General features: G+C 68.5%; 27 protein-coding genes, 1 tRNA gene and 2 pseudogenes. 11 read left to right on the forward strand and 19 right to left on the reverse strand.

All coding sequences use genetic code 11. From position 1 onward, the window contains the following. From ABT063_RS21945 to ABT063_RS21960, 4 genes and pseudogenes are all read right to left on the reverse strand, one after another. Positions 1 to 111 (reverse strand): annotated as a pseudogene (locus tag ABT063_RS21945) (PRC-barrel domain containing protein); the annotation flags it as partial. A gap of 299 nt (positions 112 to 410) precedes the next feature. After that, the gene (locus ABT063_RS21950; protein WP_351059060.1) at positions 411 to 584 is read right to left on the reverse strand and encodes a CsbD family protein; all 174 of its coding nucleotides are present in this window, start codon (positions 582 to 584) and stop codon (positions 411 to 413) included. Between the two features lie 92 nt (positions 585 to 676). After that, entirely contained in the window at positions 677 to 844 is a 168-nt protein-coding gene (locus tag ABT063_RS21955) for a DUF5670 family protein (protein ID WP_351059061.1), read from the reverse strand. A 116-nt stretch (positions 845 to 960) separates the two neighbouring features. Continuing rightward, positions 961 to 1,173: a hypothetical protein gene (locus ABT063_RS21960; RefSeq protein ID WP_351059062.1), complete on the reverse strand. Its 213-nt coding sequence runs from the start codon at positions 1,171 to 1,173 to the stop codon at positions 961 to 963. 380 nt (positions 1,174 to 1,553) lie between these two features. Here ABT063_RS21960 and ABT063_RS21965 point away from each other — a divergent pair, with 380 nt between their 5' ends. The 4 genes from ABT063_RS21965 to ABT063_RS21980 all read left to right on the forward strand — a co-directional run bounded on the left by ABT063_RS21965 (position 1,554) and on the right by ABT063_RS21980 (position 3,727). Then, a complete protein-coding gene (locus ABT063_RS21965) occupies positions 1,554 to 1,832 on the forward strand; it encodes a hypothetical protein (RefSeq protein WP_351059063.1) in 279 nt (92 codons plus the stop codon). Positions 1,833 to 1,915: 83 nt separating this feature from the next. After that, positions 1,916 to 2,131: a hypothetical protein gene (locus ABT063_RS21970; RefSeq protein ID WP_351059064.1), complete on the forward strand. Its 216-nt coding sequence runs from the start codon at positions 1,916 to 1,918 to the stop codon at positions 2,129 to 2,131. Positions 2,132 to 2,152: 21 nt separating this feature from the next. After that, positions 2,153 to 2,512, forward strand: coding sequence for an ANTAR domain-containing protein (locus ABT063_RS21975; RefSeq protein ID WP_351059065.1), 360 nt, complete (start codon positions 2,153 to 2,155; stop codon positions 2,510 to 2,512). Positions 2,513 to 2,908: 396 nt separating this feature from the next. Then, positions 2,909 to 3,727, forward strand: a complete 819-nt coding sequence (locus tag ABT063_RS21980; RefSeq protein ID WP_351059066.1) for a SigB/SigF/SigG family RNA polymerase sigma factor — start codon at positions 2,909 to 2,911, stop codon at positions 3,725 to 3,727. Between the two features lie 164 nt (positions 3,728 to 3,891). On the opposite strand, the gene ABT063_RS21985 is transcribed toward ABT063_RS21980, so the two are convergent. The 3 genes from ABT063_RS21985 to ABT063_RS21995 form a co-directional block, all read right to left on the reverse strand. Beyond that, entirely contained in the window at positions 3,892 to 4,608 is a 717-nt protein-coding gene (locus ABT063_RS21985; RefSeq protein ID WP_351059067.1) for a GAF and ANTAR domain-containing protein, read from the reverse strand. Between the two features lie 79 nt (positions 4,609 to 4,687). Then, the gene (locus tag ABT063_RS21990) at positions 4,688 to 4,918 is read right to left on the reverse strand and encodes an ANTAR domain-containing protein (RefSeq protein WP_351059068.1); all 231 of its coding nucleotides are present in this window, start codon (positions 4,916 to 4,918) and stop codon (positions 4,688 to 4,690) included. Positions 4,919 to 5,939: 1,021 nt separating this feature from the next. Continuing rightward, a complete protein-coding gene (locus tag ABT063_RS21995) occupies positions 5,940 to 6,365 on the reverse strand; it encodes an STAS domain-containing protein (protein ID WP_351059069.1) in 426 nt (141 codons plus the stop codon). 373 nt (positions 6,366 to 6,738) lie between these two features. On the opposite strand from ABT063_RS21995, the pseudogene ABT063_RS22000 reads away from it, so the two are divergent. Then, a pseudogene (locus ABT063_RS22000) lies at positions 6,739 to 6,879 on the forward strand (Asp23/Gls24 family envelope stress response protein); the annotation flags it as partial. 175 nt (positions 6,880 to 7,054) lie between these two features. Here the strand turns inward: ABT063_RS22000 and ABT063_RS22005 are convergent. The 5 genes from ABT063_RS22005 to ABT063_RS22025 all read right to left on the reverse strand — a co-directional run bounded on the left by ABT063_RS22005 (position 7,055) and on the right by ABT063_RS22025 (position 9,120). Then, positions 7,055 to 7,378, reverse strand: a complete 324-nt coding sequence (locus ABT063_RS22005) for an STAS domain-containing protein (RefSeq protein ID WP_351059070.1) — start codon at positions 7,376 to 7,378, stop codon at positions 7,055 to 7,057. A gap of 130 nt (positions 7,379 to 7,508) precedes the next feature. Then, on the reverse strand, positions 7,509 to 7,778 hold the full coding sequence (locus ABT063_RS22010; protein ID WP_351059071.1) for a hypothetical protein: 270 nt from the start codon (positions 7,776 to 7,778) through the stop codon (positions 7,509 to 7,511). Continuing rightward, complete coding sequence (locus ABT063_RS22015) at positions 7,775 to 8,374, reverse strand: DUF5994 family protein (protein ID WP_502990860.1); 600 nt, start codon at positions 8,372 to 8,374, stop codon at positions 7,775 to 7,777. Before ABT063_RS22015 ends, ABT063_RS22010 begins: the two co-directional genes overlap by 4 nt. A gap of 210 nt (positions 8,375 to 8,584) precedes the next feature. Beyond that, entirely contained in the window at positions 8,585 to 8,932 is a 348-nt protein-coding gene (locus ABT063_RS22020; RefSeq protein ID WP_351059074.1) for a hypothetical protein, read from the reverse strand. Further along, entirely contained in the window at positions 8,929 to 9,120 is a 192-nt protein-coding gene (locus tag ABT063_RS22025; protein WP_351059075.1) for a CsbD family protein, read from the reverse strand. Before ABT063_RS22025 ends, ABT063_RS22020 begins: the two co-directional genes overlap by 4 nt. Positions 9,121 to 9,435: 315 nt before the next feature. On the opposite strand from ABT063_RS22025, the gene ABT063_RS22030 reads away from it, so the two are divergent. Together ABT063_RS22030 and ABT063_RS22035 are read left to right on the forward strand one after the other, a co-directional pair. Beyond that, a complete protein-coding gene (locus tag ABT063_RS22030; RefSeq protein ID WP_351059076.1) occupies positions 9,436 to 10,437 on the forward strand; it encodes an acyl-CoA desaturase in 1,002 nt (333 codons plus the stop codon). Positions 10,438 to 10,479: 42 nt separating this feature from the next. Next, the gene (locus ABT063_RS22035) at positions 10,480 to 10,881 is read left to right on the forward strand and encodes a DUF5994 family protein (RefSeq protein WP_351059077.1); all 402 of its coding nucleotides are present in this window, start codon (positions 10,480 to 10,482) and stop codon (positions 10,879 to 10,881) included. Between the two features lie 67 nt (positions 10,882 to 10,948). Here ABT063_RS22035 and ABT063_RS22040 read toward each other — a convergent pair whose 3' ends face one another. Beyond that, a complete protein-coding gene (locus ABT063_RS22040) occupies positions 10,949 to 11,473 on the reverse strand; it encodes a DUF5994 family protein (RefSeq protein ID WP_351059079.1) in 525 nt (174 codons plus the stop codon). A 504-nt stretch (positions 11,474 to 11,977) separates the two neighbouring features. On the opposite strand from ABT063_RS22040, the gene ABT063_RS22045 reads away from it, so the two are divergent. Continuing rightward, positions 11,978 to 12,205, forward strand: coding sequence for a hypothetical protein (locus ABT063_RS22045; RefSeq protein WP_351059080.1), 228 nt, complete (start codon positions 11,978 to 11,980; stop codon positions 12,203 to 12,205). Continuing rightward, positions 12,202 to 12,462 carry a hypothetical protein gene (locus ABT063_RS22050; RefSeq protein ID WP_351059221.1) on the forward strand — a complete coding sequence of 87 codons (261 nt, stop codon included), beginning with the start codon at positions 12,202 to 12,204 and terminating at the stop codon, positions 12,460 to 12,462. Before ABT063_RS22045 ends, ABT063_RS22050 begins: the two co-directional genes overlap by 4 nt. A gap of 314 nt (positions 12,463 to 12,776) precedes the next feature. Here ABT063_RS22050 and ABT063_RS22055 read toward each other — a convergent pair whose 3' ends face one another. Next, entirely contained in the window at positions 12,777 to 13,313 is a 537-nt protein-coding gene (locus ABT063_RS22055; RefSeq protein WP_351059081.1) for a restriction endonuclease, read from the reverse strand. 478 nt (positions 13,314 to 13,791) lie between these two features. Between ABT063_RS22055 and ABT063_RS22060 the strand changes: the two genes are divergently transcribed. Beyond that, positions 13,792 to 15,255 (forward strand): flavin-containing monooxygenase, encoded by a 1,464-nt coding sequence (locus ABT063_RS22060; RefSeq protein WP_351059223.1) that lies wholly within the window; start codon positions 13,792 to 13,794, stop codon positions 15,253 to 15,255. A 483-nt stretch (positions 15,256 to 15,738) separates the two neighbouring features. Here ABT063_RS22060 and ABT063_RS22065 read toward each other — a convergent pair whose 3' ends face one another. From ABT063_RS22065 to ABT063_RS22080, 4 genes are all read right to left on the reverse strand, one after another. Next, positions 15,739 to 15,870 (reverse strand): hypothetical protein, encoded by a 132-nt coding sequence (locus tag ABT063_RS22065; protein WP_351059083.1) that lies wholly within the window; start codon positions 15,868 to 15,870, stop codon positions 15,739 to 15,741. A 73-nt stretch (positions 15,871 to 15,943) separates the two neighbouring features. After that, positions 15,944 to 16,017, reverse strand: a tRNA-Pro gene (locus ABT063_RS22070). A gap of 34 nt (positions 16,018 to 16,051) precedes the next feature. Beyond that, positions 16,052 to 16,861, reverse strand: coding sequence for a Pr6Pr family membrane protein (locus tag ABT063_RS22075; protein ID WP_351059084.1), 810 nt, complete (start codon positions 16,859 to 16,861; stop codon positions 16,052 to 16,054). Between the two features lie 83 nt (positions 16,862 to 16,944). Next, on the reverse strand, positions 16,945 to 17,883 hold the full coding sequence (locus ABT063_RS22080; protein ID WP_351059085.1) for a metallophosphoesterase: 939 nt from the start codon (positions 17,881 to 17,883) through the stop codon (positions 16,945 to 16,947). A 118-nt stretch (positions 17,884 to 18,001) separates the two neighbouring features. Here ABT063_RS22080 and ABT063_RS22085 point away from each other — a divergent pair, with 118 nt between their 5' ends. Then, a complete protein-coding gene (locus tag ABT063_RS22085; RefSeq protein ID WP_124440305.1) occupies positions 18,002 to 18,466 on the forward strand; it encodes a GatB/YqeY domain-containing protein in 465 nt (154 codons plus the stop codon). 466 nt (positions 18,467 to 18,932) lie between these two features. On the opposite strand, the gene ABT063_RS22090 is transcribed toward ABT063_RS22085, so the two are convergent. After that, positions 18,933 to 21,197: a transglycosylase domain-containing protein gene (locus ABT063_RS22090; RefSeq protein ID WP_351059086.1), complete on the reverse strand. Its 2,265-nt coding sequence runs from the start codon at positions 21,195 to 21,197 to the stop codon at positions 18,933 to 18,935. Positions 21,198 to 21,377 lie beyond the last annotated feature (180 nt).

Genomic DNA, 21,377 nt, shown 5'->3' on the forward strand with positions numbered 1-21,377 from the left:
TTCGTCGGTGGTGGTGTCCACGTAGACCGCTTCGAGCACGCCGATCTTGTGGCCCTTCGGGTCGAGGACGCTGCGGTTGCGCCACTCGCGGATATCGGCTGCATGGATCATGGCCTGCCTCCTGAGCCGTTGATCCGGGCCGCTAGGGGCCGCCCCTGCGGGCCGTCGCAGCCCGCTGAGCCCGGTAGCCCTGTGTCCTTCCAGGCTATCCGGGAACGCAGGCATCCCGATGAAGCCCTGATCACGGCGGTGATCACGGCGGTGATCACGACGGTGAACATGGCTGCCTTCTTTGGCTCTCGGTTCGCACGTTGGTCTGCTTCATTGCCGTCAATTCCCGTCGGCTCTTGAGCCTTGAGGCCGGCCGGGTGGTGTCCACGCGACGTTTGCACCACCCGGGGCGCTTGTGGTCAGTGCCTGAAAGCGTCCTTGGCCTTGTCTCCGGCCCGCTTCAGGCTTCCGGAGACCCGGTCGGTCCTGCCTTCGCGCCGCAGTCGCCGATTGCGGGTGGTCCGGCCGATGTGTTCGGTGATCCGGCCCTTGAATTCCTGTGTCTTGTGCTTGATCGTCTGTCCGACGCTCATGACTGTCCTTTGCATGTCGGCTGGAGGGGCTCCCGCGCGTGATCGCCGTACAGGCCGTCATTCCTGCGGGATGAGTTCGGGCGTGGAGTGGGTTACCTGCGACCACGGCTGTACCGGCGGCGGCCACCGCTGCGCCCGCGCTTGGCGAAGCCGACAATCCAGAGGACCAGCAGGACGGCCGCGACCCACCACAGGATCTGCATGGTGAAGCCGAACCCGAAGACCACCAGGATCAGCAGAAGGAGAAGAATCCAGAACATTGCCGGGCCTCCAGATCGCGGGGATTTCCTGATTCCGCGGGGTCCGGGCGAAGCGGGAAGGTGGAATGCTGCGGCCGAATGATCCGGAGTGGCATAGCCCTACGCCGTGCTGCCAGTCAACGCCCGGGAACCTCCCTTGTCAACGCAGTGTCGACACGGAGGGGTTCTGGGAGCTGGGCAGGGCCCGCCGTGGCGAACGGAGCCTCGGCGGGGGCTTCGGCCGGCTCGGTCGGCGGCGTCGGCAGGATGTGGTCCTCCCACCATGACAGGCCCAGCACGGTGGCGAGCAGGACGAAGGGGGCCGAAGCGGGAACGATCAGCGCGTACATGTGTACCGCCTGTTGTGGGATGCGTGCGACGCGACGGGCAGCAGATCGGTGCCCGCTTGGAGCGCATCGGGGCGCGCCGGGATCGTGTGACGATGGGCGCGTGCGGGAACCGCCTCGCTCGTGACGCGGCGGGTTCGGGCACCGATGCACAGGGTGCGCCCTCTGGGGAGCGCGTTGGCGGTGCGACGCTGCCGGGGGCAGGGGCGGCATGTCGCACGCTAGCCCTCGCCGCAGCTCCCCGACAGGTGTCAAGTAGCCATCCATGCCGGACGGGACGCGCTGACGTCGCACGGTATCCGCATCCGTTGGGCAGGACTACGCTGTGGGATGAGCCCCAGTCCCCGGTTCGATGCTGTGTCCCGCTCCCGGGGAGGCCCGCCGTGTTCGTCCTGCTCTTCATCCTCGTCATCGTCCTGTTCGGCTTCGGCTTCCTCAATTCCATCTGGTGGGTGGCCGCGGCGGTGTTGGTCTACGGCGCCACCCGCTACGGCCGCGATCGTGGCGGAGGCCGGAGCCGTAGCGGCAGTTCCGATCTCGGGGACTACCGGGACTACCAGGAGCGCCGGGATCGTCGGGAACGCTGGGACCGCCGCTACAGGCGTCAGAACCGGGCGCGCTGGCGGCGCGAGGACCGTCGGGACCACGAACACCGCAGGTGACCCGTGACGTGGCCCGGTAGCCACGGGTTCCGGGACGGCTTCAGCCAGCCCGGACGCGTCGAGATCGGCAAGACGTATACGCCATGCCACGCACAAGCCTGATCCAAGAGGAGCGGAGCGATCTGCGGGCCGAGGCCACGTGGGGGAACGCGTCGGCGGGACCGGACGTCGTCGCACTGCGCGCCGAGAACGATCAACTGCAGGAGGAAGCGATCTTCAAGCACTACGGACTGGCCTACAAGCCTGTTGCGGCGGCGAACGGCAACTGGCGCGCCGTTGACCACCTATGGACGGGATGACTGCCCTGTGAGGTACGGACCATGCACCAGGTGACCCCGCCCCGTGAAGAACAGCGGCTGTTGAGGACTGTGCCCTCAGCGGAGGACGCGGCTCTGCTGGCCGAGGTCGTGGAACTACGCGCCACGAACGAGCAGTTGAGCCGCGCGCTGGCGAGCCGTGCGGAGATCGACCAGGCGCGCGGCATGATGATGGCCCTGGCGCCGTGTTCCAGCGACCGGGCCTGGGACCTCCTGGTGGAGGTGTCGCAGCACTGCAACCTCAAGCTTCGTGACGTGGCTGCGGCTCTGGTCGCCACGACGAAGGACCGGACGCTCCCGGAACCGATTCAGCGGGAGCTGCGCCGGGCACTGCGGCGCCTCCATGCGGCGGACCGGAGATGACGGCGCACGCGCCCAGCGGACGGCACCGGAAGCTGTGAACTCAACTCTCCGGTGCCTTCGTCCAGGACGGCCGTCGGACGCGCCTGTTGTCTAGCCCGCCTCGTGGACCTCAAACACCGGTCGTGCGGTTCCTGGTCCGTTCTGCCTGATCCCTGCTTCGCTGTCGATACTTCGCTGGAAGGCATGACAGGCCCACCGGCCCTCCACGCTCTCCGCTTCACATCCCCTGTAGGCAGCCGCGGTTGCCCCTGTTTGAAAGCGGGCTGCCAGGGAACACGCCCGATGTGCTTCAGACCGGAGGCACGCCCGTGGGAGCAGCTGTCGCTGCTCCCCAGCGTGCTGCGGTCCGACGGCTCCCACGGTGAGCGACGCCACCGATCAGGGAGACACGTGCCCATGCCGTACGCACGAACTCAGAGCCCACGAAGCGCACACTCCTATGACGATGCCCCGGACACCGATGCCGCGTTCCGCCGTATCGCCGCCCTGCCGGACGGCCCGGAGAGGACCGCGCTGCGCCAGGAGGTGGTGTGCGCCTGGGCGCCGATGGCCGTACGTCTCGCCCGGCGCTTCCGTCACCGCGGCGAGTCCCTCGAAGACCTCAAGCAGGTCGCCCAACTCGGCCTGATCAAGGCGGTAACCCGCTTCGACCCGAGCCTTGGCAACGCCTTCCAGAGCTTTGCCATACCGACGATCCTGGGCGAAGTGAAACGGCACTTCCGTGACCACCTCTGGGGCGTGCACGTACCGCGACGCGTACAGGAGCTGCGCGGCAGGGTCCGCTCCGCCGGGAACGAGTGCGTTTCGCTCTACGGCCGCGAACCATCTGTCCACGAGATCGCCGCGTACGCCGGCCTCACCGAGGCGGAAGTGCGGCTGGGCGAGGGGGCGTTGGGAAGCTTCACCTCCCTGTCCCTGGATGCCGTACCCGGCCGCTCCGAGCACAGCCACCCACTGACCGACACTCTCGGTGGCACGGAGCCCGGCTTCGACCTGATCGTCAACCGTGAGGCGCTCCGCCCGCTGCTGCGGGCACTGCCCGAACGCGAACGGCAGATCCTCTACATGAGGTTCTTCTGTGAGATGACGCAGAACCGCATCGCCCTGCGGCTCGGTCTCTCGCAGATGCACGTCTCCCGTCTGATCACCCGCACCTGTGCGCGCCTGCGCGACCAGGTGATGGCCGAGGCCCACGATCGGAGGAGGGCAGTGTGACGCGACCGTGCGCAGCTTCGCGCAGGCCCAGTGGCCCGTGGCTGCGCCGATGGCTTCCGCTGCGCACGCCTGGGGAGGCTCCGGCAGGCGGCCTTCCAGCAGACGCCACCGCCGTCTGATCGAGGACGGCGCAGAGCAGTAGCGGGCCCCGGCAAGGGCGTGGGTCAGAACCCCAGACCGGCGAGGGGTTCCGAGTCGTCGATGAAGGCACGGGCCACGTCGGCCAGGCGCCGATTGTGAGAGCGGGCGTAACCACGCAGCGCGCTGAACGCCTGCTCCATGTCGACGCCCTGACGTTCGGCGAGCTTCCCCTTGGCCTGTTCGATCAGCACCCGGCTGTTCAACGCCGTCTGCAGCTGCTCGTTGAGCACCGTGCTGCGGTGGGCGGTGCGTTGTTGCAGCAGGCTGATGGTGGCGACGTCGGCCAGCGCCTGGGCGATGAGTGTGGCGGCCGGATCGAAGGGGCCGGGCGCGGCGCGGAAAAGGTTCAGGGCGCCCACGGTCTCGTCCCGCAGGCGCATGGGCAGGGCCTGGACGGCCCCGAATCCGCTGCGGTGGGCCATCGTGACGAAGCGCGGCCAGCGATCGACCTCCCGGGTCAGGTTGGGGATGATCACCGGTGCGCCGGTGCGGAAGCACTCGAGGCAAGGGCCTTCGTCGTTCTGGAGCTGGAAGAGCTCCAGCAGGCGCACCTGTTCGTCGGAGGCGGCCATGACGCGGAGTTTGCCGTCCCGGTCGGCGAGCAGCACCCCGGCGGCGCTCGCGTCGAGCATGCCGACGCAGCGGTCGGTCAGCAGGCGCAGGAAGTCGATGAGGTCGAAGTCGGCGACGAGGTTGTCGGCCAGCTCGACGAAGGTCTTGGCCAGAAGCTGTTGATCCATCGTGGGCACCCTCGATTAAGACTAGTCCCTGCCCGAAAAGGCGGGAAGTACGGCACGTTCCTCGGCCGGCACCGATACGTCAGGTTTCCTCCTCGGCCTGATCCGGCTTCGCGTCCGGGGAGAAACGAAGCCGGTGGGCCACCACGTCCGCCGCCACGTCGGCGAGCCGGCGTCCCTGCGCATAGGCGTGGGCGCGGAGCCGGACGAAGGCTTCTTCGATGCCGACTCCGAGTTGAACGGTCAGGATGCCGCTGGCCTGGTCGATCTCCGCCCGGTACGCGCCCAGGCCCTCGAAGCTGCGGTCCGGCATCGGCCCGCCGGTCGGCGCGCGCGTCTCGTCGATCCTCGCATCGAGCGGGAGCAGCGTCGCGAGATCGGCGAACGCCAGTGCGTCGGCCAGTCCTCCGTGTCCAGCACGGTCGGAACAGTGGCGTACAGCTCCAGAACTCCCGGGCTGATCGCCCCCATCCGCAGGGGGAGCGAGAACACCGCACGGGCTCCGGCTTCCGGAGCCGCGTCGGCGAACGCGGCCCAGTGATCCTGCGGTTCAGTGGTGAGCAGATCGGGTGTCAGGACGGCCGAGCCGTGTGCGAAGGCGTCCACGCAAGGCGCGGCCGCGGTGCGCACGTCCACCACACCCACCCGGGCACCTCGTCGGACCGCCTGCTCGGCCACCAGCATCCGAATGCGGGCCGACCGGCTGTCAGGCCCCACCCGAGCCACCGCCTCCCGGCATCGTGACGAGGCCCTTCAGCCTCGCCGTGGTCCGTTCCCCGAGGGGAAACACCAGCGCGCGGAACATGGTGGAGCCGGCCGGCCTCCGAAGCTGGCTTGGGCGATCGGCCTGGTCCACCAAGGTGGTACCGAGTGATGCCTGGTGGTCGGTCAGCAGCCGCTCCTGCGAACGACGGGCGAGCCCCCGGTCCCGCGGACCCGGCCGGACCATGATGTCGGCGAACGCGAGACGCCGCCGGACACCGTGAGTTGCTCGGTGCTGCGCGGCAACGGTCCTTGGAGGCCGAGCCACCAGGAGCCGTCGCCACGTGCCGGGAGTCCGAAAGCGCATCCCATCAGGCTGTCCATCCCGGCGATCACCATGGCGAACCCCGGTCGGCGCATGTCCGTGGTGAGACGGTCCAAGAAGTTCTGACGGCTGGGACGGCGGTATGGATCACCCGGCGCCGTCGCGCGGGACTCCACATACAGATCCGTCAGATCCGCACGCAGGCTGTCCACCAGCCAGCGGTTCACCCGACGCAACTGCACCGGAGCCGTAGCGGACGGCTCGCCGCCCCCCGGCTTCCGTGACTGCCCGCGCCCGAATTCGGCCTTCACCGCACATCGCCCGAGAGAACAGCCACGAGCGGGACAGACCCGTGCGGCGGGGCTGGAGCGGGCGTGGCCGGGTTGTCCCCGAGAGGAGGTGGCGGGTGGCCGAACGGAAGGCCGAGGAGCAGGAACCCGCAGTCGGCGAGGTCGAGAATCCGAGCCAGCGTCGTCGGCGGATGGTGCAGTCGTAGGGTCCCACCGACCACGGTGGTCTGTTGCGCGGCGCGGAGGAATGCGTTGAGTCCACTGCAGTCGCAGAAGGTGACGGGGGTGAGGTCGACGTCGATGGTGCGGATACCGTCTTGCAAGCACCGTTCCAGGGACACGCGCACCAACGGCGCGGATTCGAGGTCGATCTCACCGGCCAGGGTGATCAGCGCCCGTTTCCTTCGGTCATGGCGGTAGACGGTGAGCTGTGGCAAGGGCATGACGCCTCGGTTCGGAAGACCATCCGGCAGCGGGCGCGGTGGTGCCGGAGTCCCGGCTCTCTGGGCGCGCTCCCGGCAGGGTGTATTTTCGGCGGAGGCAGAGCAACGGCCGGTCCGACAGCCTGAGCAGCAGGACAGAGGACCCACCCAGTTCCCTCCAGGGATGCGCCGGGTGACAGACGAAGAGCCCGCACCCCGCAGCCATCTGTGTTCAGCAACAGCATGCCGCCGGGGTCTGGGACGTCTACAACAACAGCGTAGTCCTCGCGTCGTGTGACGGACGGTCCGAAGCGGCCCAATCCCAGGATATGGACGGTCAAAAAACGCGGTGGCACGTGCAAATCCGAGGCACCGCACGGTGGTCGAGATGGCGGGGCGCGGCATCAAAGCGGAGGTCGGTCAGAAACAGACCGTCATCGATCTCCAGGTCGTCGTGGAATACGGTGTGAGCGTCACCGACGTCGCCGCACAGGTCCGGGAGAACGTGATCGTGGCGGTGGACCGGATGAGGGGCCCTGGGCGAGGGGTGGTCCAGTTCGAGCACTGGGCCGTCGATGCTCCCGCCAGCGGCAGTCGTCGCCTGTGTGCCCAACGCTCCCCTCGCTGGCACCCTTCTCTCCAACGAACGTTGGTGATCACATGGTTGTGCGCCGGCCGGATCCGGTTCCACTTGGTGTCGTCCTCGACGCTCACCCCGAGCAGGCCGAGGAAGCAGTCCCCCTTCGCCCGTCCGCTGTACCCGACCAGCTTGCTGCACTTCCGCGATCAAACGCTGCTCCGAACGCTTGGGTCTCGGCGTGCCGCGACGCGTCGAGGAAGACGCGCAGGCCGCTGCTGTCGCAGAGGCCGACGGTGGTCAGGTCGACGTCGATGATGGTGATGCCGTCACCCAGGCACCGCTCCAGAGCGGTCCGCACCTGGGGCGCGGTGGCCGGGCCGACCTCACCGGCCAGGGTGATCAGTGCTCGCCTGCCCCGGTCGTGCCGGTCGATGTTCAGCTGCGGAAGAGTCATGACGCTCGGTTCATGGGTCCCGACCGCTCCTCGCGCGGTCCATGGCCCGGGTGTATGTTCCCGGGCGCACGCGTCGGGTACGAGCCGAGTCGACGATCGGTGTGCGAGGTCGGTGACGGAAACCGGCTGGTCACGTGTGGTGAGTGATACGGCGGCGGCGCGGCGGGAAGCGGCCACGGCCCCCGTCGCGGTGGTCCCGTCGTTCGCCGGCGGTCGGCGACTCGGACCGGTCCTGTTCCACCGGGGGCTGTGGCATGCCACGGCCGCGGCGGCCGGGCAGGGCGACGCTGTACCAGCGCACGGCGATTCTGTCGGCGTGCTGGATGTTGAGCCGGTGGATCACGTATGCCGCCGCTGCGATGAGAACCACGAAGGCGGCTGCTGTCAGGAAGGCGTTCATGGCAGCCACCTCACATGCCGACGATCAGGCGACTGGTCCCGACTGGTTCGGCGGGTCTGTTCCGGAACGGCCGCGGACACCGCGGAGGAGCCGCCTTCGTACTCCCATGCCTCGTCCGGGTCCAGTCGCTCGTCGGTCGCGGATACGCCGTGCCGGGCCTCGTCCGCGGCGATGAGCGCGCTCGCGGTCAACGGCGGGCCGTCGTAGTCGGACGCGGCGGCCATGAGCCGGGCCGCCGACTCCGCCTCGGTCTCGGGCGGGATGACCAGGAGATCCCAGCGGCCGGTGCCGTAGGAGAGCAACAGCAGTTTGTGCGGGTCGATTTCCGGGGTGAACCAGCCGACCTTGACGATGCGGCCGTCCACGGGAACCTTGCGGGGGATGACCGGCCAGTACTTCGGGTTGACGGCGATGCGGGTGATGCGGCCCCACAAAGGGTCCAGCACGTCGGTCAGTGCCGACAGTTCGCTCGACAGATCCCGGGAGCGGGGCCACCAGGCGCCGTCCAGGAGTCCGCGCGACGTGCCGTCGGTCTTCAGTGCGAGACGCGCGGCCGGGGCTGCGACGGGCTCGTGGTGCGGCAGGGTTGGATGCAAGGTCGCCGACATGATGCGGACCCGTCTCCGGGCCGTCTCTGCGGCGGCCCGGGTTTCATCGTTCGCCGAGAACGACCCGGCGTGGAAGCCGGTGTGCGAAATGCTCTCGGTAATGTCCACACTACTCCGCGCTCCGCCGCAGCGCGGACCTGCGGCGGCACTAGGACTCAAAGGCGTGTCGCCTGTCACCAACGTGCCGGGACAGCACACTTAGAGCTGGAGCAGCCGCTGGGTGATCTCCCGATACTGCCTCAGCGCGTGCCGGAGTTCGTCGGACTGTGTCTCGGGGGCCTGCTCCTGCCAGCCGGCGCGGAGGTGACGCCGCCGTTCCGCGAGGGCGTTCACGAGCTGGGCGGTGGCTTCGTCGTAGGCGCTCTCGGCTTCTTCCAGCGCCTCGCGCGGGGTGTCGGCGAAGGTGTTGAGGGCGTGCCGGAGGCGCAGGACGATCTTGTCCCGTTCGGCCGACGGGAGCAGCGGCTCCGGGCCCGGGGTGCGGCGTTCGGCGGGGCCCCGGGTTTGGCCCGCGGGCTGCTGGGCGCGTGACTGGTCGTACATCATCGAGTGCCGCTTCCGTTGCGCCTGAAGGCGTCCTTGGCCTTCCCGACGGCCTGTTTCAGGCTTCCGGAGACCCGGTCGATCCTGCCTCGGCGCTGCAGTCGCCTGTTGCGGGTGACCCGGCCGAACTCTTCCGTGATCCTGCCCTTCATCGTCTGCGCCTTGTTCCTGATCGTCCGTGCAACGGTCATGGCCGGCCTCGCTGGTGTCCGGTAGGTGGGTTCCCGCGGGGTCTGGGCGAGGCGGGAAGGAGGAATGCTTCGCCGTGTGTTCCGGAGTGGCATGGCCCTGCGCCGTGCCGCCAGTCAACGTCCGGCGACGGTCCGTGTCAACGCGTTGGCCAATCGATCCGGCCCGCCTCGTTTCGGAGCGTGCGGGAGTACGGTGGAGGAAACGAGGACTCTTCGTATGCCGGTGTCCGAGCCGGCCCCGTCCTCGCGACTCCCATCACAGGGGCAGCCCGTGACCCCGGCCGCGCCACCCGCACCGAGGCCGAGGAGCCCCGTATGTCGTTCAGTTCCACCACGTCCACGACGGCGATTCCGTCGGACACAGCCCCGCCGCCCCCGGGCTATGACGGGACGTCCCCCTTCCCGCCGGACGGCTCGGTGCCCGCGCGTGACGGCGGTGAGCGGCTGTATGTCGCCGTGACGGCGGTGATCGTCGTCCTGCCGTTCGTGGCGCTCGGCCTGGCCGGCTGGCTGCTGTGGGGGCGCCTCATCCATCCCGCCGACATCCTGCTGGCCGTCGTTCTCTACATGGTCACCGGTCTCGGCGTCACGGTCGGCTTCCACCGCGGTCTCACCCATGGCGGCTACCGGGCCGTCCGCCCCGTGCGCATCGCACTCGCGGTGGCCGGTTCGATGAGTTTCCAGGGCGACGTGATCGGCTGGGTCGCCACCCACCGCCGCCACCACGCCTTCACGGACCGGCCCGGCGACCCGCACTCCCCGTACCGCTACGGCACGCATCTGCGCGGCCAGTTGCGTGGGCTGCTGCACGCCCATGTCGGTTGGCTGTTCCGCAACGAGCGTACGTCGGCGGAGCGTTACGCCCCCGATCTGCTGGCCGACCGCGACATCCGTGCCGTCGCCCGTGCCTTCCCGATGCTGTGCGTCCTCACCCTCGCGCTGCCGTTCGCGGCGGGCTGGGCGATCGGCGGTACCTGGGTGTCCGGCGTGACCGCCCTGCTGTGGGCGGGACTCGTGCGGATCGCGCTGCTCCACCATGTCACCTGGAGCGTGAACTCGCTGTGCCACATGATCGGTGAGCGCCCGTTCCGTACCAGGCGCCATGACCGGGCCACGAACCTGTGGCCGCTGGCCCTGCTCTCCTTCGGGGAGAGCTGGCACAACCTCCACCACGCCGACCCCACCAGTGCCCGACACGGCGTCGACCGGGGCCAGATCGACCCGTCGGCCGCCGTCATCCGCCTCCTCGAACGCCTGGGCTGGGTGCACGAGGTGCGCTGGCCGACGTCGGCTCGCGTCGCCGCTCGTCGCGTCTGACGTCAACCGCTCATCCGCGTACGCCAGTTGGCAGGAGCCTTCATGACCACCGCACTGCAACCCGCGCTTCCCTACCACCCCGTCCTCCGCCTGCGCCTGGCACCCCACGGCGGTCTGCCCCGGCCCATCGACGGGGCGTGGTGGCCTCGTTCGCACGACCTGCTCGCGGAACTCCCGCGACTGCTCGCCGGGTTGCCGCGTGCGTGGGGCCACATCAGCAGCGTTACCGTCAACGGGGCGAAGTGGTCCGCGACGCCCGGCCGGATGCTCGTCTTCAACCAGGTCGTACGACTGCGCAGGACCCTGGTGGCATCCGCCCCGCACACCGTCGTCCTGCTCGCCCCCGGCCGGGGCCGCTGGGACCTGCTGGTCGTGCCGCCGGATACGACCGAGGAGGCCGCGGAACCGCTCATGGCGGCCGGCCGCACGGGTGGTCACGTCTGATCCGGCCCACCACGGACTGCCCGGCGAATCATCAGGGCACTGACGGCCAAGGCGGAGACGACAACCGTCACACCCCTACCACCAGTCGGCAGGGCCGGCCGGTGGTGGCCTCGTACGACGAGGAAGTGTCGTCGTCCTGTTCCGTCGCCATGAGGGCGGTCGCCGTCATCGGCGGGCCGGCACTCGCGCTCGCGGCGGCCATCAGCCGGGCGGCCGAGGGGGCGCTGGCCTCCGGGGGTATCACCAGGAGGTCCCAGCGGCCTGCGGTGTAGGACAGCAGCAGGATCTTGTGCGGATCCAGCTCCAAGGTGAACCAACCGACCTTCACCACATGGCCGTTGACGAAGATCTTGGGCGGGATGATCGGCCAGTAGCGAGGGTTGACGGCGATACGGGTGATCCGCCCCCACAGCGGATCCAGCACTTCGGCCAGAGTGGAGAGCTCGCTCGTCAGGTCACGTGAATGAGGCCACCAGGCGCCGTCCAGCTCGACAGGCTCTCCGGAAGGGCTCACGGATTTCAGCGCGAGGCGCGCGGTCGGGGCCCTGAAGGGCACGGCCCGTAGCGGGGGATGGTCGGTGGTCGCGGACATCGCGCGAACCTGTCTCCGGCCCCCTGCGCGTGGGCAGTGGTCCGGTGTTGTCGCTCACCGGGAACGACACCGGCATCGGGGCCGGTGTGCGAAGTGCTCCCGATGAGGTCACGCTACTCCCCAAAGAGGCCGAACGGACCGCTCGTGGACGTCGGCTCACTTCGGCCGGCGCTCGTCCTCCGAGGAGCGGCTGGTCTCCAGCCAGGACCGCGCCGGTCTTTCTGCCCGGTCATCGGCCGACCTCTTCGACCGGGTCATCCTGCAGAGCGCCCCGTGCACGGCAACCATGGGCCGACGGGACCCGGAGGACGCCTTGGCGGAGGGCGTGACGACCGCTGCCGAGATCGAGCACGAGCATGGCTTGGACGACTGGCGTACTGCGGCCTCCGGGCAGCTCGTGAATCCTTCGGCGCAGGCCCCGAGTACACGCCCCTCTATGGCGGCAAGCTGCTGCCCCGCGTCCCTCGGCAGGCGTTCGCCACCGGACAGCTCAACAAGGTCCCGGTGCTGCGGGGCATCAACCGCCATGAAGAACGGGCCAGGGTCAACGGCCTGGAGTTGGCCAAGAAGGCCGCCACCGGCGATCCGGACGCTCAGCTCGACGAGGCCGACTACCACGCCCATCCGGAGGAGGAGTTCGGCAAGGAACAGACCGCCGTCATCGCCGTCCGCTACCCCGTCAGCGCATACGACGGCTCCAGGCCCTTGCCCTTGCCCTTGCGGCGGTTCTGACCGATGCCGAGTGGGCCCGGCACACGGTCGACACCGGCCGGATGCTGTCCGGCCACGTGCTCACGTACACCTACGAATTCGCCGACAGTGAAACCCTCTGGTACTCGGATCCGGCCTACGAGAAGCCCTCCTTCAAGATGGGCGCCGCGCACACCTTCGAGCTTCCGTGCCTCTTCGAACTGGACGCCTACGAGTCCCTCACTCCGGCGCAGCAGACCTTGTCCACCAAGATGATCCGCATCTGGACGGACAACTAAGACCGATCACCGCGGAGCCTCGGATTCGCGAGCGTGTAGCAACGAGGGCCCGACTGTGAGGCCTGCCGTTCCCTTGTGATCGTCCTGGCCTGGGAGACGCTGACCAAGATCTTCTCCCGGATTCCCTCAAACGATCACCGGAGACGCAGGAGGGCCTGATCCTCGCTGAGGATCAGGCCCTTGACCTGGTACTCCTTGTTATGCGGCATGTTGGCCTCGCTCGGTCGTGTCCCGCGAAGTGTGTAGCCATCCAAACGAGCCCGGTGCGGATGGCGTGCGGTCGGTCGGCGCCTCGACCTGCGAAGCCACGGGGACTACCTGGCTACACCACGGTAGACGCGGCCCCTCCTCAGGGCGTGCTTGCTCGGAAATTGAACTTGCGTTTCATAAAGTGAGACGCAAGTACCGTGGACGGCGGTGCTGCTCAGCCAGAGCCGGAAGTGCCGCCGGACCAGGTCCGGACGGCGCAGCAACTCGGCGACGATCTCCTCCACGCCGTACAGGTCGCCGGTGTTGCGTACGTACGGGGCGAAGGCACCGCGGAGCTCCTCCTTGCCGTCGACGGTCAGACCGACCGTCGTGGCGACGATGTAACGGTCGGGTGCCAGCGCGCGGACTTTGGGCAGTTCATCCTTGATCAGGCGCCCGATCAGCGTCTTCTGGGTCGCGCGCGGCCAGTGCTTGCATTGCCCGACGGTCGTCCCGGAGGGACCGGTGTGCCGCAGATCGATGCCACGGTCCCGGCCGCGCGGGAAGATCTCCAGCGGGATACCGAGGACGTCACTGAACAGATCACGGCAGACCATCTCGAAGTCATGGTCCGTCAACCGCCCCAACTCGAAGGAGTCCATGCCGTGTTCACCCCGTGAGTACCGCCACCGGCCTCCAATCTCCCCGCAGTGGTCCAGGCGCCGGCCAGAGGATCAGGTTTTTTCTCCAGAACCTCTCAGGGGCCATGGTCGAAGGAAGCGGTCAGCCGTCGAGTAGACGCCGGAGTGCCTCCAGCGGCAGGCGGGCTTCCGGAACGGCGGCTTCGTCATCGAATCGGACGCCCTCGGCCGTCAGCCCCTCCACAGGTGTGTCCTTGCGTGTCGTCGCCGACTGCCGCAAAAACAACTGGATATGGCCACCCCCGTTTCTGACGCACCGTGATGCGCGCGGTCGTCTCCGTCTGCGGGCGTTGACCGCGTACGTCGTGTCCTGGGGTGCGGCCGTGATCGTTCAGCTTCTGATGTCTCACGCACTGTGGCCATGCCCTGGGCATGGGGGTCCGCAACCGGGATGATGAACGAGCTGGATGCGGCCATCACCCAAGGAGAGTGGCAGCTGATGAGAGCGTGCGTTGTCGGGGCCGGCCCCGGGGGAATCGTCAGCGCCAAGGTGCTGCTGGAGAACGGCTTCGACGTTACGGTCTTCGACAAGTACCAGCAGATCGGCGGGATCTGGTCAGCACAGGGCTGCTACGACGGGCTGGCCAACCAGTCCGCGCTCCGCATCTTCGAGTTCGCGGACCTGCCCAACCGCTTGAACTTCGCCAGCGCGGTGGACACGCAACGCTACCTGGAGAAGTACGCGGAGACTTTCGGTGTGCTGGACCGCGTCCGGCCCGGCACCGAGGTGATCTCCATCCGGCCAGTGGAGGGGCCTGGGCGGGTCGGCGCCTCCGGCTGGTTGGTCGACTCCCGGGCCGCAGGGGACAAGTCGGCGGAGATTCATAGCGAAACATTCGACTACGTCGTTGTCGCCAGTGGGGCTCATCATCATGCCCAGCTGCCGGAGCTGCCCGGTCGTGAGTTGTTCCGCGGGAGCGTGCTGCACTCCAACGAGGTGCGGGCCGGGACATTCGACGGCCGGCGCGTGGTCGTCGTGGGCGGCGGCAAGTCCGCATTGGACCTGATCACCCGCGCCGCTTGTGAGGCGACCTCGGCCACCCTCGTGCAGCGAAAGGTGAACTGGATGGTCCCCGAGCGGTTCCTGCTCGGTCTGGTCGGCTACAAGTGGATCCTGTTCACCCGGCTCGGTGAGGCGCTCCTGCCCCGCTACCACGATCCGGCCTGCATCCGTCCGATCGACCGCATCGACGAGCGGGTCAAGCGAGCTCTGTGGTGGCTCATCACCCGCGACATGCTGATTTCCACCGGGCTGTACCGGCTGCCAAGGCAGCTGCGGCCCGCTCACGCGCTCCCCTTCCACCTGGCCCACGCGGGAGTGATGCCACGCGGCTACGCGCGGGCCGTCCGCCGCGGCCTGATCACCCCCAAGGTCAGTGCTGTCGAGGCGTATACCGACAAGGGGCTGCGACTGGCGACAGGCGAGGAAGTGGCGGCGGATGTCATCGTGTTCGCCACGGGGCACCACAAAGTCTTCCCGTTCCTGGATTCGAGAGTGCAAGTGCACGATTCCGCCGGGCGGCTACGGCTCTACCGAGGCATCGTGCCACCCAGCGCCGACCGGCTGGGGTTCGTCGGTTTCCGGCAGGTCTTCAACAACATCATGGGCGTGGAACTCACCGCTCACTGGCTGACCTGCTATTTCCGAGCGACGCTGCGCACCACCCCGGGCGAGCAGGAGATGCGGAAGGCCATCGACGCTCGCCTGACCTGGCAAGAGCGGGTGCTGCCAGGTTCCGGCGGCTACGACTTCGGCCCCTACGACATCCACTGCGCGGACGAACTCCTGCACGACATGGGGTTGCCATCCCGCCGCGCCGGCAACCTGCTGGCCGAATACCTGCTTCCCGGCGGAGTCGCACACCGCTACGCGGGCCTGACCCGATCGAGTTCGGCGAAATGAATGCTGAGCATGAGCGGCCCGACGCTTGCGAGCCCCGCTGACCTGCCGTGGAATGCCCGCAGGTGTGAGTTGACGGCGTCTGCGCCGATTGAGTCGACTGGATTCGTTGTCAAACGCCTGGGTTGGATGTGTAGGGTCTCACCGCGTACGACATGTCGATCTTTTTCGACCTGCGGGTGTCTGGCTGTCCCACGGGTTGCCACCCAAGATCAGTCTCAAATTCATGGCATTTCTTCAGCGGCAACCGGGATACCGGTCCGCAGCCCGAGTAGTTGGCGGGCCTGCCGGCGCTCTGTTCACCCTGACCGGGCTCACCGCCCGGCTCGCTGTCCGCTGGGCCGAGGCTCATCGGCACCTCCAAGCGGCGGACGGCGGGCCCTAAACGCGGAAGGATGGCCGACATGACATTGCCTGCCCTCCCCGAGGAGTCCTTCCAGCGCGTGCTCTGCGTCGTCGCGCACCCTGACGACATGAGGTACTCCCTCAGACACCGACCTGGTCGGTCTGACGTGTCACCTGCCCGACCTGTTCGGTCTGACGGCCGGTCCCGCAAACGTTGGCTTCACGCTGGCTGAGCATCTGAGCCGAAGAGGCACGTTCGGAGAAGATGGTCACGCAGTTAGTCACTCAAACGACCAGGGGCCTGACTCGCTTTCGCGAATCAGGCCCCTGACCTGGTACTTCCCTGTCGGGGTGGCGGGATTTGAACCCACGACCTCTTCGTCCCGAACGAAGCGCGCTGCCAAGCTGCGCCACACCCCGATTGTCGCTGCTCGTCGCGGCGACGTCGTTTACTTTAGCCCACTGGTGGCTGCAGACGAAATCCGGTTTTCGCGCGGTGGCGGACGGGGTTCGGGCGGGTGTGGTCCAGGGCCACCAGGAGGATGGCCAGGGCGTAGCAGGAGAGGCCGAGGAGGAGGGCGTTGCCGAGGACCGTTTTGTAGCCGTGCAGGCCTACGTCCAGGAAGGGGTAGAGGTAGCGGCCCGGCGTGCCGGGGAGGAGTAGTTCGCCTCGGGTGAGGGTGAAGGCCAGGTAGGTGAGGGGGTAGAGCAGCCATGTGGCGGCTTGGCGCAGGTGGAGGCGGCCGGGGGTGGTCAGGAGCAGCCAGTCCAGGAGTGCCGCCGTGGGGATGGCGGTGTGGAGGACGTGGTTGGTCAGTGCGTGCCAGCCGGCCGGGGCGGTCGGCTCGGTCGGCACGGCGCCTGTCGTGGAGCCCGCTGTCGAGAACGGGGCCGTTCCGTTCGCCAGGAGCAGGTGGTAGACCAGGGCCGCGATCACGACGTAGAGGAGTGTCGCGCCTGTCAGTGCCGACGGCAGGGGGCGGCGCGCCGTCCAGGCTCGGCGGGCCGAGAAGGTGAAGACCAGCGCCAGCAGGATGGTGCTCTGGATCGTGAAGTGGCCCAGCACCTGGGTCGGGCTGCCCAGGAGCAGGTCGATCGTCACCGCCGCGGCCGCCGTCAGGGCGACCAGCAGGCGGTAGACGGCGGCCAGGGGGCGGCGTACAGGGGCCACCACCGCCGTGGCGGGGACGGGCGAGGGCAGCAGCGCGGGTGCGCGCGGGATGGCGGGCAGGTCCGGGATGTCCCTGGGTATCGGGGCGGTCATGCCCTCACGCTAAGCAGGGCGGACAAAAGGGGCGATACGGGTGGGCCGTGCGGGTTAATCGACCGTATCGTCCGGGGAGCCGGCTACTCCCGGCCCTGCTCCCGGCCCACCAACGTCAGCAGCGTTGCCTCCGGCGGGCACGCGAAGCGTACCGGCGTGTAGCGGTTCGTGCCGCAGCCCGCCGAGACGTGCAGGTATGACGTACGGCCCTCCGCCCGGTGCGTGGACAGGCCCTTCACGCGGTCCGTGTCCAGGTCGCAGTTGGTGACGAAGGCGCCGTAGAAGGGGAGGCACAGCTGGCCGCCGTGGGTGTGGCCGGCCAGGACCAGGGGGTAGCCGTCGGCCGTGAAGGCGTCCAGGACCCGGAGGTAGGGGGCGTGGACGAGAGCCATCGAGAAGTCGGCGCCCGTCGACGGGCCGCCCGCCACCTGCGCGTAGCGGTCCCGCTTGATGTGCGGGTCGTCCAGACCCGTCAGCTCGATCGAGGCGCCCTCGATCTTCAGCGTGCCCCGCGTGTTCGTCAGGTTCAGCCAGCCCGCCGCGTCGAAGCCGTCGCGCAGGTCTTCCCAGGGGTTGTGGATCGCGCCGACGACGGGCGCGTTGCCGTTCAGGCCGTGGCGGCCCTGGGCCTTCTCGAACAAGTACCGGGCGGGGTTGCGGAGTTTGGGGCCGTAGTAGTCGTTGGAGCCGAAGACGTACGCGCCCGGGAACTCCATCAGCGGGCCGAGGGCGTCCAGGACCTCCGGGATGCCCTCCGGGTCGGAGAGGTTGTCGCCCGTGTTGATCACGAGGTCGGGGCGCAGTCCGGCCAGCGAGCGCAGCCAGCGCTGTTTCTTGCGCTGGCCGCCGACCATGTGGATGTCGGAGACCTGGAGCACGCGCAGGGGCCGCATCCCGGTCGGGAGGACGGGGATCGTCACCCGGCGGAGGCGGAAGGAGCGGGCCTCGAAACCCGCCGCGTACACCAGACCGGCGGCGCCGGCCGCCGCAATGGACAGAGGTACTCCGTATCGCGCGCGCATACGTCCATCGTGTCAGACCCCGGACGTTTCCGTGCCGGGCGTCCCCTCAACACCGCCCGGACCGACGCCCCTTAAATGAGCGGGCGTCTTTGCTCCCACACCTGCGACAATCAAACCCATGACCACGCTCAAGTCGAAGCTGCAGGAAGACCTCAACGCTGCGATCAAGGAGCGCGACGAGCTCCGCTCCTCGACGCTCCGGCTGACGCTCACCGCGATCACCAAGGAGGAGGTCGCGGGGAAGGAGAAGCGCGAGCTCTCCGACGACGAGGTGCAGAAGGTGATCACCCGCGAGGCGAAGAAGCGCCGTGAGGCGGCCGAGGCCTTCGCGCAGGGCGGTCGCGCCGAGAGCGCCGAGCGGGAGAAGGCGGAGGGCGAGGTGCTCGCCGCGTACCTGCCGAAGCAGCTCAGCGACGACGAGCTGAACCGGATCGTCGCCCAGGCGGTCGAGGAGGCGAAGGCGGCCGGGGCGGAGGGGCCGCGGGCCATGGGCGCGGTCATGAAGATCGTGAACCCGAAGGTCGCGGGCCAGGCCGAGGGCGGCCGCGTCGCCGCCGCGGTCAAGAAGCTGCTCGCCGGCTGACCGACTCCGGGCACCGGGAACGCCGGGCACGGCAACTCCGGAAACCGGCCACCGGAAACTCCGGCCACTGGAAACTCCGGCCAACCGGAAACTCCGGCCACCGGAAACTCCGGCCACCGGAAACTCCGACCACCGGAGCACGGCCACCGCGAACGCCGGCCAGCGAGCACCAGCCACCGCGAACGTCGGCCATCGAGCACCGGTCACCGGAAACGCCGGTCACCGGTCACCGGAAACCCCGGCCACGGGAAACGCCGGCCACCGGCCACGGGAAACGTCGGCCACGGGAAACGCCGGCCGGCCACCGAGCACCGGCCACCGGAAACGCCGACTACCGCAAGCACCGGCCCCCGGCCACCAGAAGCACCCGCTACCAAAAGAGCAACGGCCCCTTCACCGCCGTACGAATGACATCCGTACGGCAGGAAGGGGCCGTCCCCGTTCTCAGGGCGCCGCGTCAGGTGCCTCAGCCGCGCCCGCCGTTGCCGTTGCCCCCGTTGCCCTGGCCCTGGATGAAGCCCTCCGGGATGGAGAACGTCGGGTCCGGCTCGCCGCCGCCGTTCGTGCCGCCGATGAAGCCGTCGTTGTCCTCGTCGTTCCCGTTCCCGTTCCCGTTCTCGTTGCCGTTTCCGTTCCCGTCGCCGCGGTCGCGGTCGCGGTCGGGGTCCGGGATGTTGACGAGGTTGAAGGACTCGACGTTCTTGCCCGACAGGGCGCCGGCCATGGCGTCCTTCCAGATCGGGCCCGGGACCTCACCGCCGTAGACGAGCGGGCGGTAGACGCCGCCGATGGTGATGTTCTTCATCTCGACCTGCTGGGTGGCGCTGCCGACCCAGACGGCGCCCGACATGTTCGGCGTGTAGCCGACGAACCAGGCGTTCTTGCGCTCGTCCGTCGTACCCGTCTTACCGGCGCTCTCGCGGTCGGTCAGGCCGGCCTGCCGGCCCGTACCGGAATCGACCACGCCGCGCAGGAGCGTGTTCACCGTGTCCGCGGTCTTCTCGCTCATCGCCCGCGAGCACGTCGACTTCGGCACCTCCAGCGACTTCCGCTCGTCGCCGACCTTCTGCGTGATCGACTCGATGGCGACCGGGGTGCAGTACATGCCGCGGGAGGCGAAGGCGGCGTACGCGCTCGCCATGGTCAGCGGGGAGAGGCCGATCGAGCCGAGGGCGATGGCGGGCGTCTCGGGGATCTTGTCGCCGTTGCCCTGCCGGACGTGCAGCTTGTCGGTCGTGTTGACCACGGGGCACAGGCCGATGTCGGAGATCATCTGCACGAAGTAGGTGTTGACCGACTTCGCCATGGCCTCCTTCAGCCGGTACGGGCCGACCTCCGACTCGGTCTCGTTCTCCAGCTTCTCGCCGCGCCTGTTGGTCCACGGACTGCTGTCGCACGTCTGGACCGGGCTCGGGTACTCCATGTCGTACGGCGACGAGTACTCCTGCGTCGCCGGCCGGCCCTCCTCCAGCGCGGCCGCCGCCACGAACGGCTTGAACGTCGAACCGGTCGGGAAGCCGAAGTTGGAGCCGCCCATGGCCGCGTCGACCGAGTAGTTGTACTCGGTCTCGTTCTTGCCGTAGCCGAACGGCTTCGACTGGCCCATCGCGACGATCTTGCCGGTGCCGGGCTCGACCAGGGTGGCCGCCGCGGCGACCTTGTCGTCCTGGTTGACGTGGTCCTTGAGTGACTCCTCGACCGAGTTCTGCGCCTGCGGGTCGAGTGTCGTACGGATCGTCAGGCCGCCCTGGTTCCAGATCTTCGCCCGCTCCTCGCGGGTCTTGCCGAAGACCGGGTCGCTGCGGAAGACCCGCTCGATGTACTTGCAGAAGAAGCTGGCGCCCTGGACCGCCGTGATGCAGCCGTTCTTGGGCCGGCTGATCTTCAGGCCCAGCGGCTGCTTCATCGCCTCGGCGGCCTCGGCCCGCGAGACGTCGCCGACCTCGGCCATGCGCTGCAGCACGATGTTGCGCCGCTTGGTGGCCTCCGCCTCGTCGTTGACCGGGTCGTACCGGCTGGGCGACTGGACGATGCCCGCGAGCAGCGCCGACTCCTGGAGGTTGAGGTCCTTGGCGTGCTTGGAGAAGTAGCGCTGGGCGGCGGCCTCGACGCCGTAGGCCTGCTGGCCGAAGAACGTGATGTTCAGGTAGTTCTCGAGGATCTTCTTCTTGCCGAGCTCCTCCTCGACCTGGATCGCGTACTTCAGCTCCTTGATCTTGCGGCCGATGGTCTGCTGAGTGGCCTGCGCGACCTTCGTCGGGTCGTCGCCGGCCTCCTCGACGAAGACGTTCTTCACGTACTGCTGCGTGAGCGTGGAGGCGCCCTGGGAGACGCCGCCGCTCTGCGCGTTCTTGTTGAGCGCGCGCAGGATGCCCTTCAGGTCGACCGCGCCGTGCTGGTAGAAGCGCGAGTCCTCGATCGCGACGATCGCCTTCTGCATGAACGGCGAGATGTTCTTGAGGCCGACCACCGTGCGGTCCCGTGAGTAGACCGTGGCGAGCTGGCCGCCGTCGGCGTCCAGGATCGTGGTGCGCTGGCTCAGCGGGGGTGTCTTGAGGGTGGCCGGGAGCTCGTCGAAGCTCTCCACCGATCCCTTGGCCGCGAGGCCGAGCGCACCGGCCGCGGGCAGCGCGATGCCGGCCATGACGGCTCCCGCGAGCACACTGACACCGAGGAACTTGGCGGCCTGCTGTGTTGAGGACAGGCCACCGCCCGAACGCTTCTTTGGCATAGGGGCAGCCTACGTTCTCATTCGCCGGACACGCGTACAGGCCTTGGCCTAAGCTGCTCTCAACTGTCACAGCTGTAGGGCTACGTATCAATACGTCCGGCGACCCCGAATCGTTCCGGTCGTTCCCCAACTTTTTTGATGGGCACGTGTCCGAATCCGCCTCGTGTGTCACCTGGCGCC

Source organism: Streptomyces sp. NPDC002838 (assembly GCF_040295365.1).
Lineage (GTDB): Bacteria > Actinomycetota > Actinomycetes > Streptomycetales > Streptomycetaceae > Streptomyces.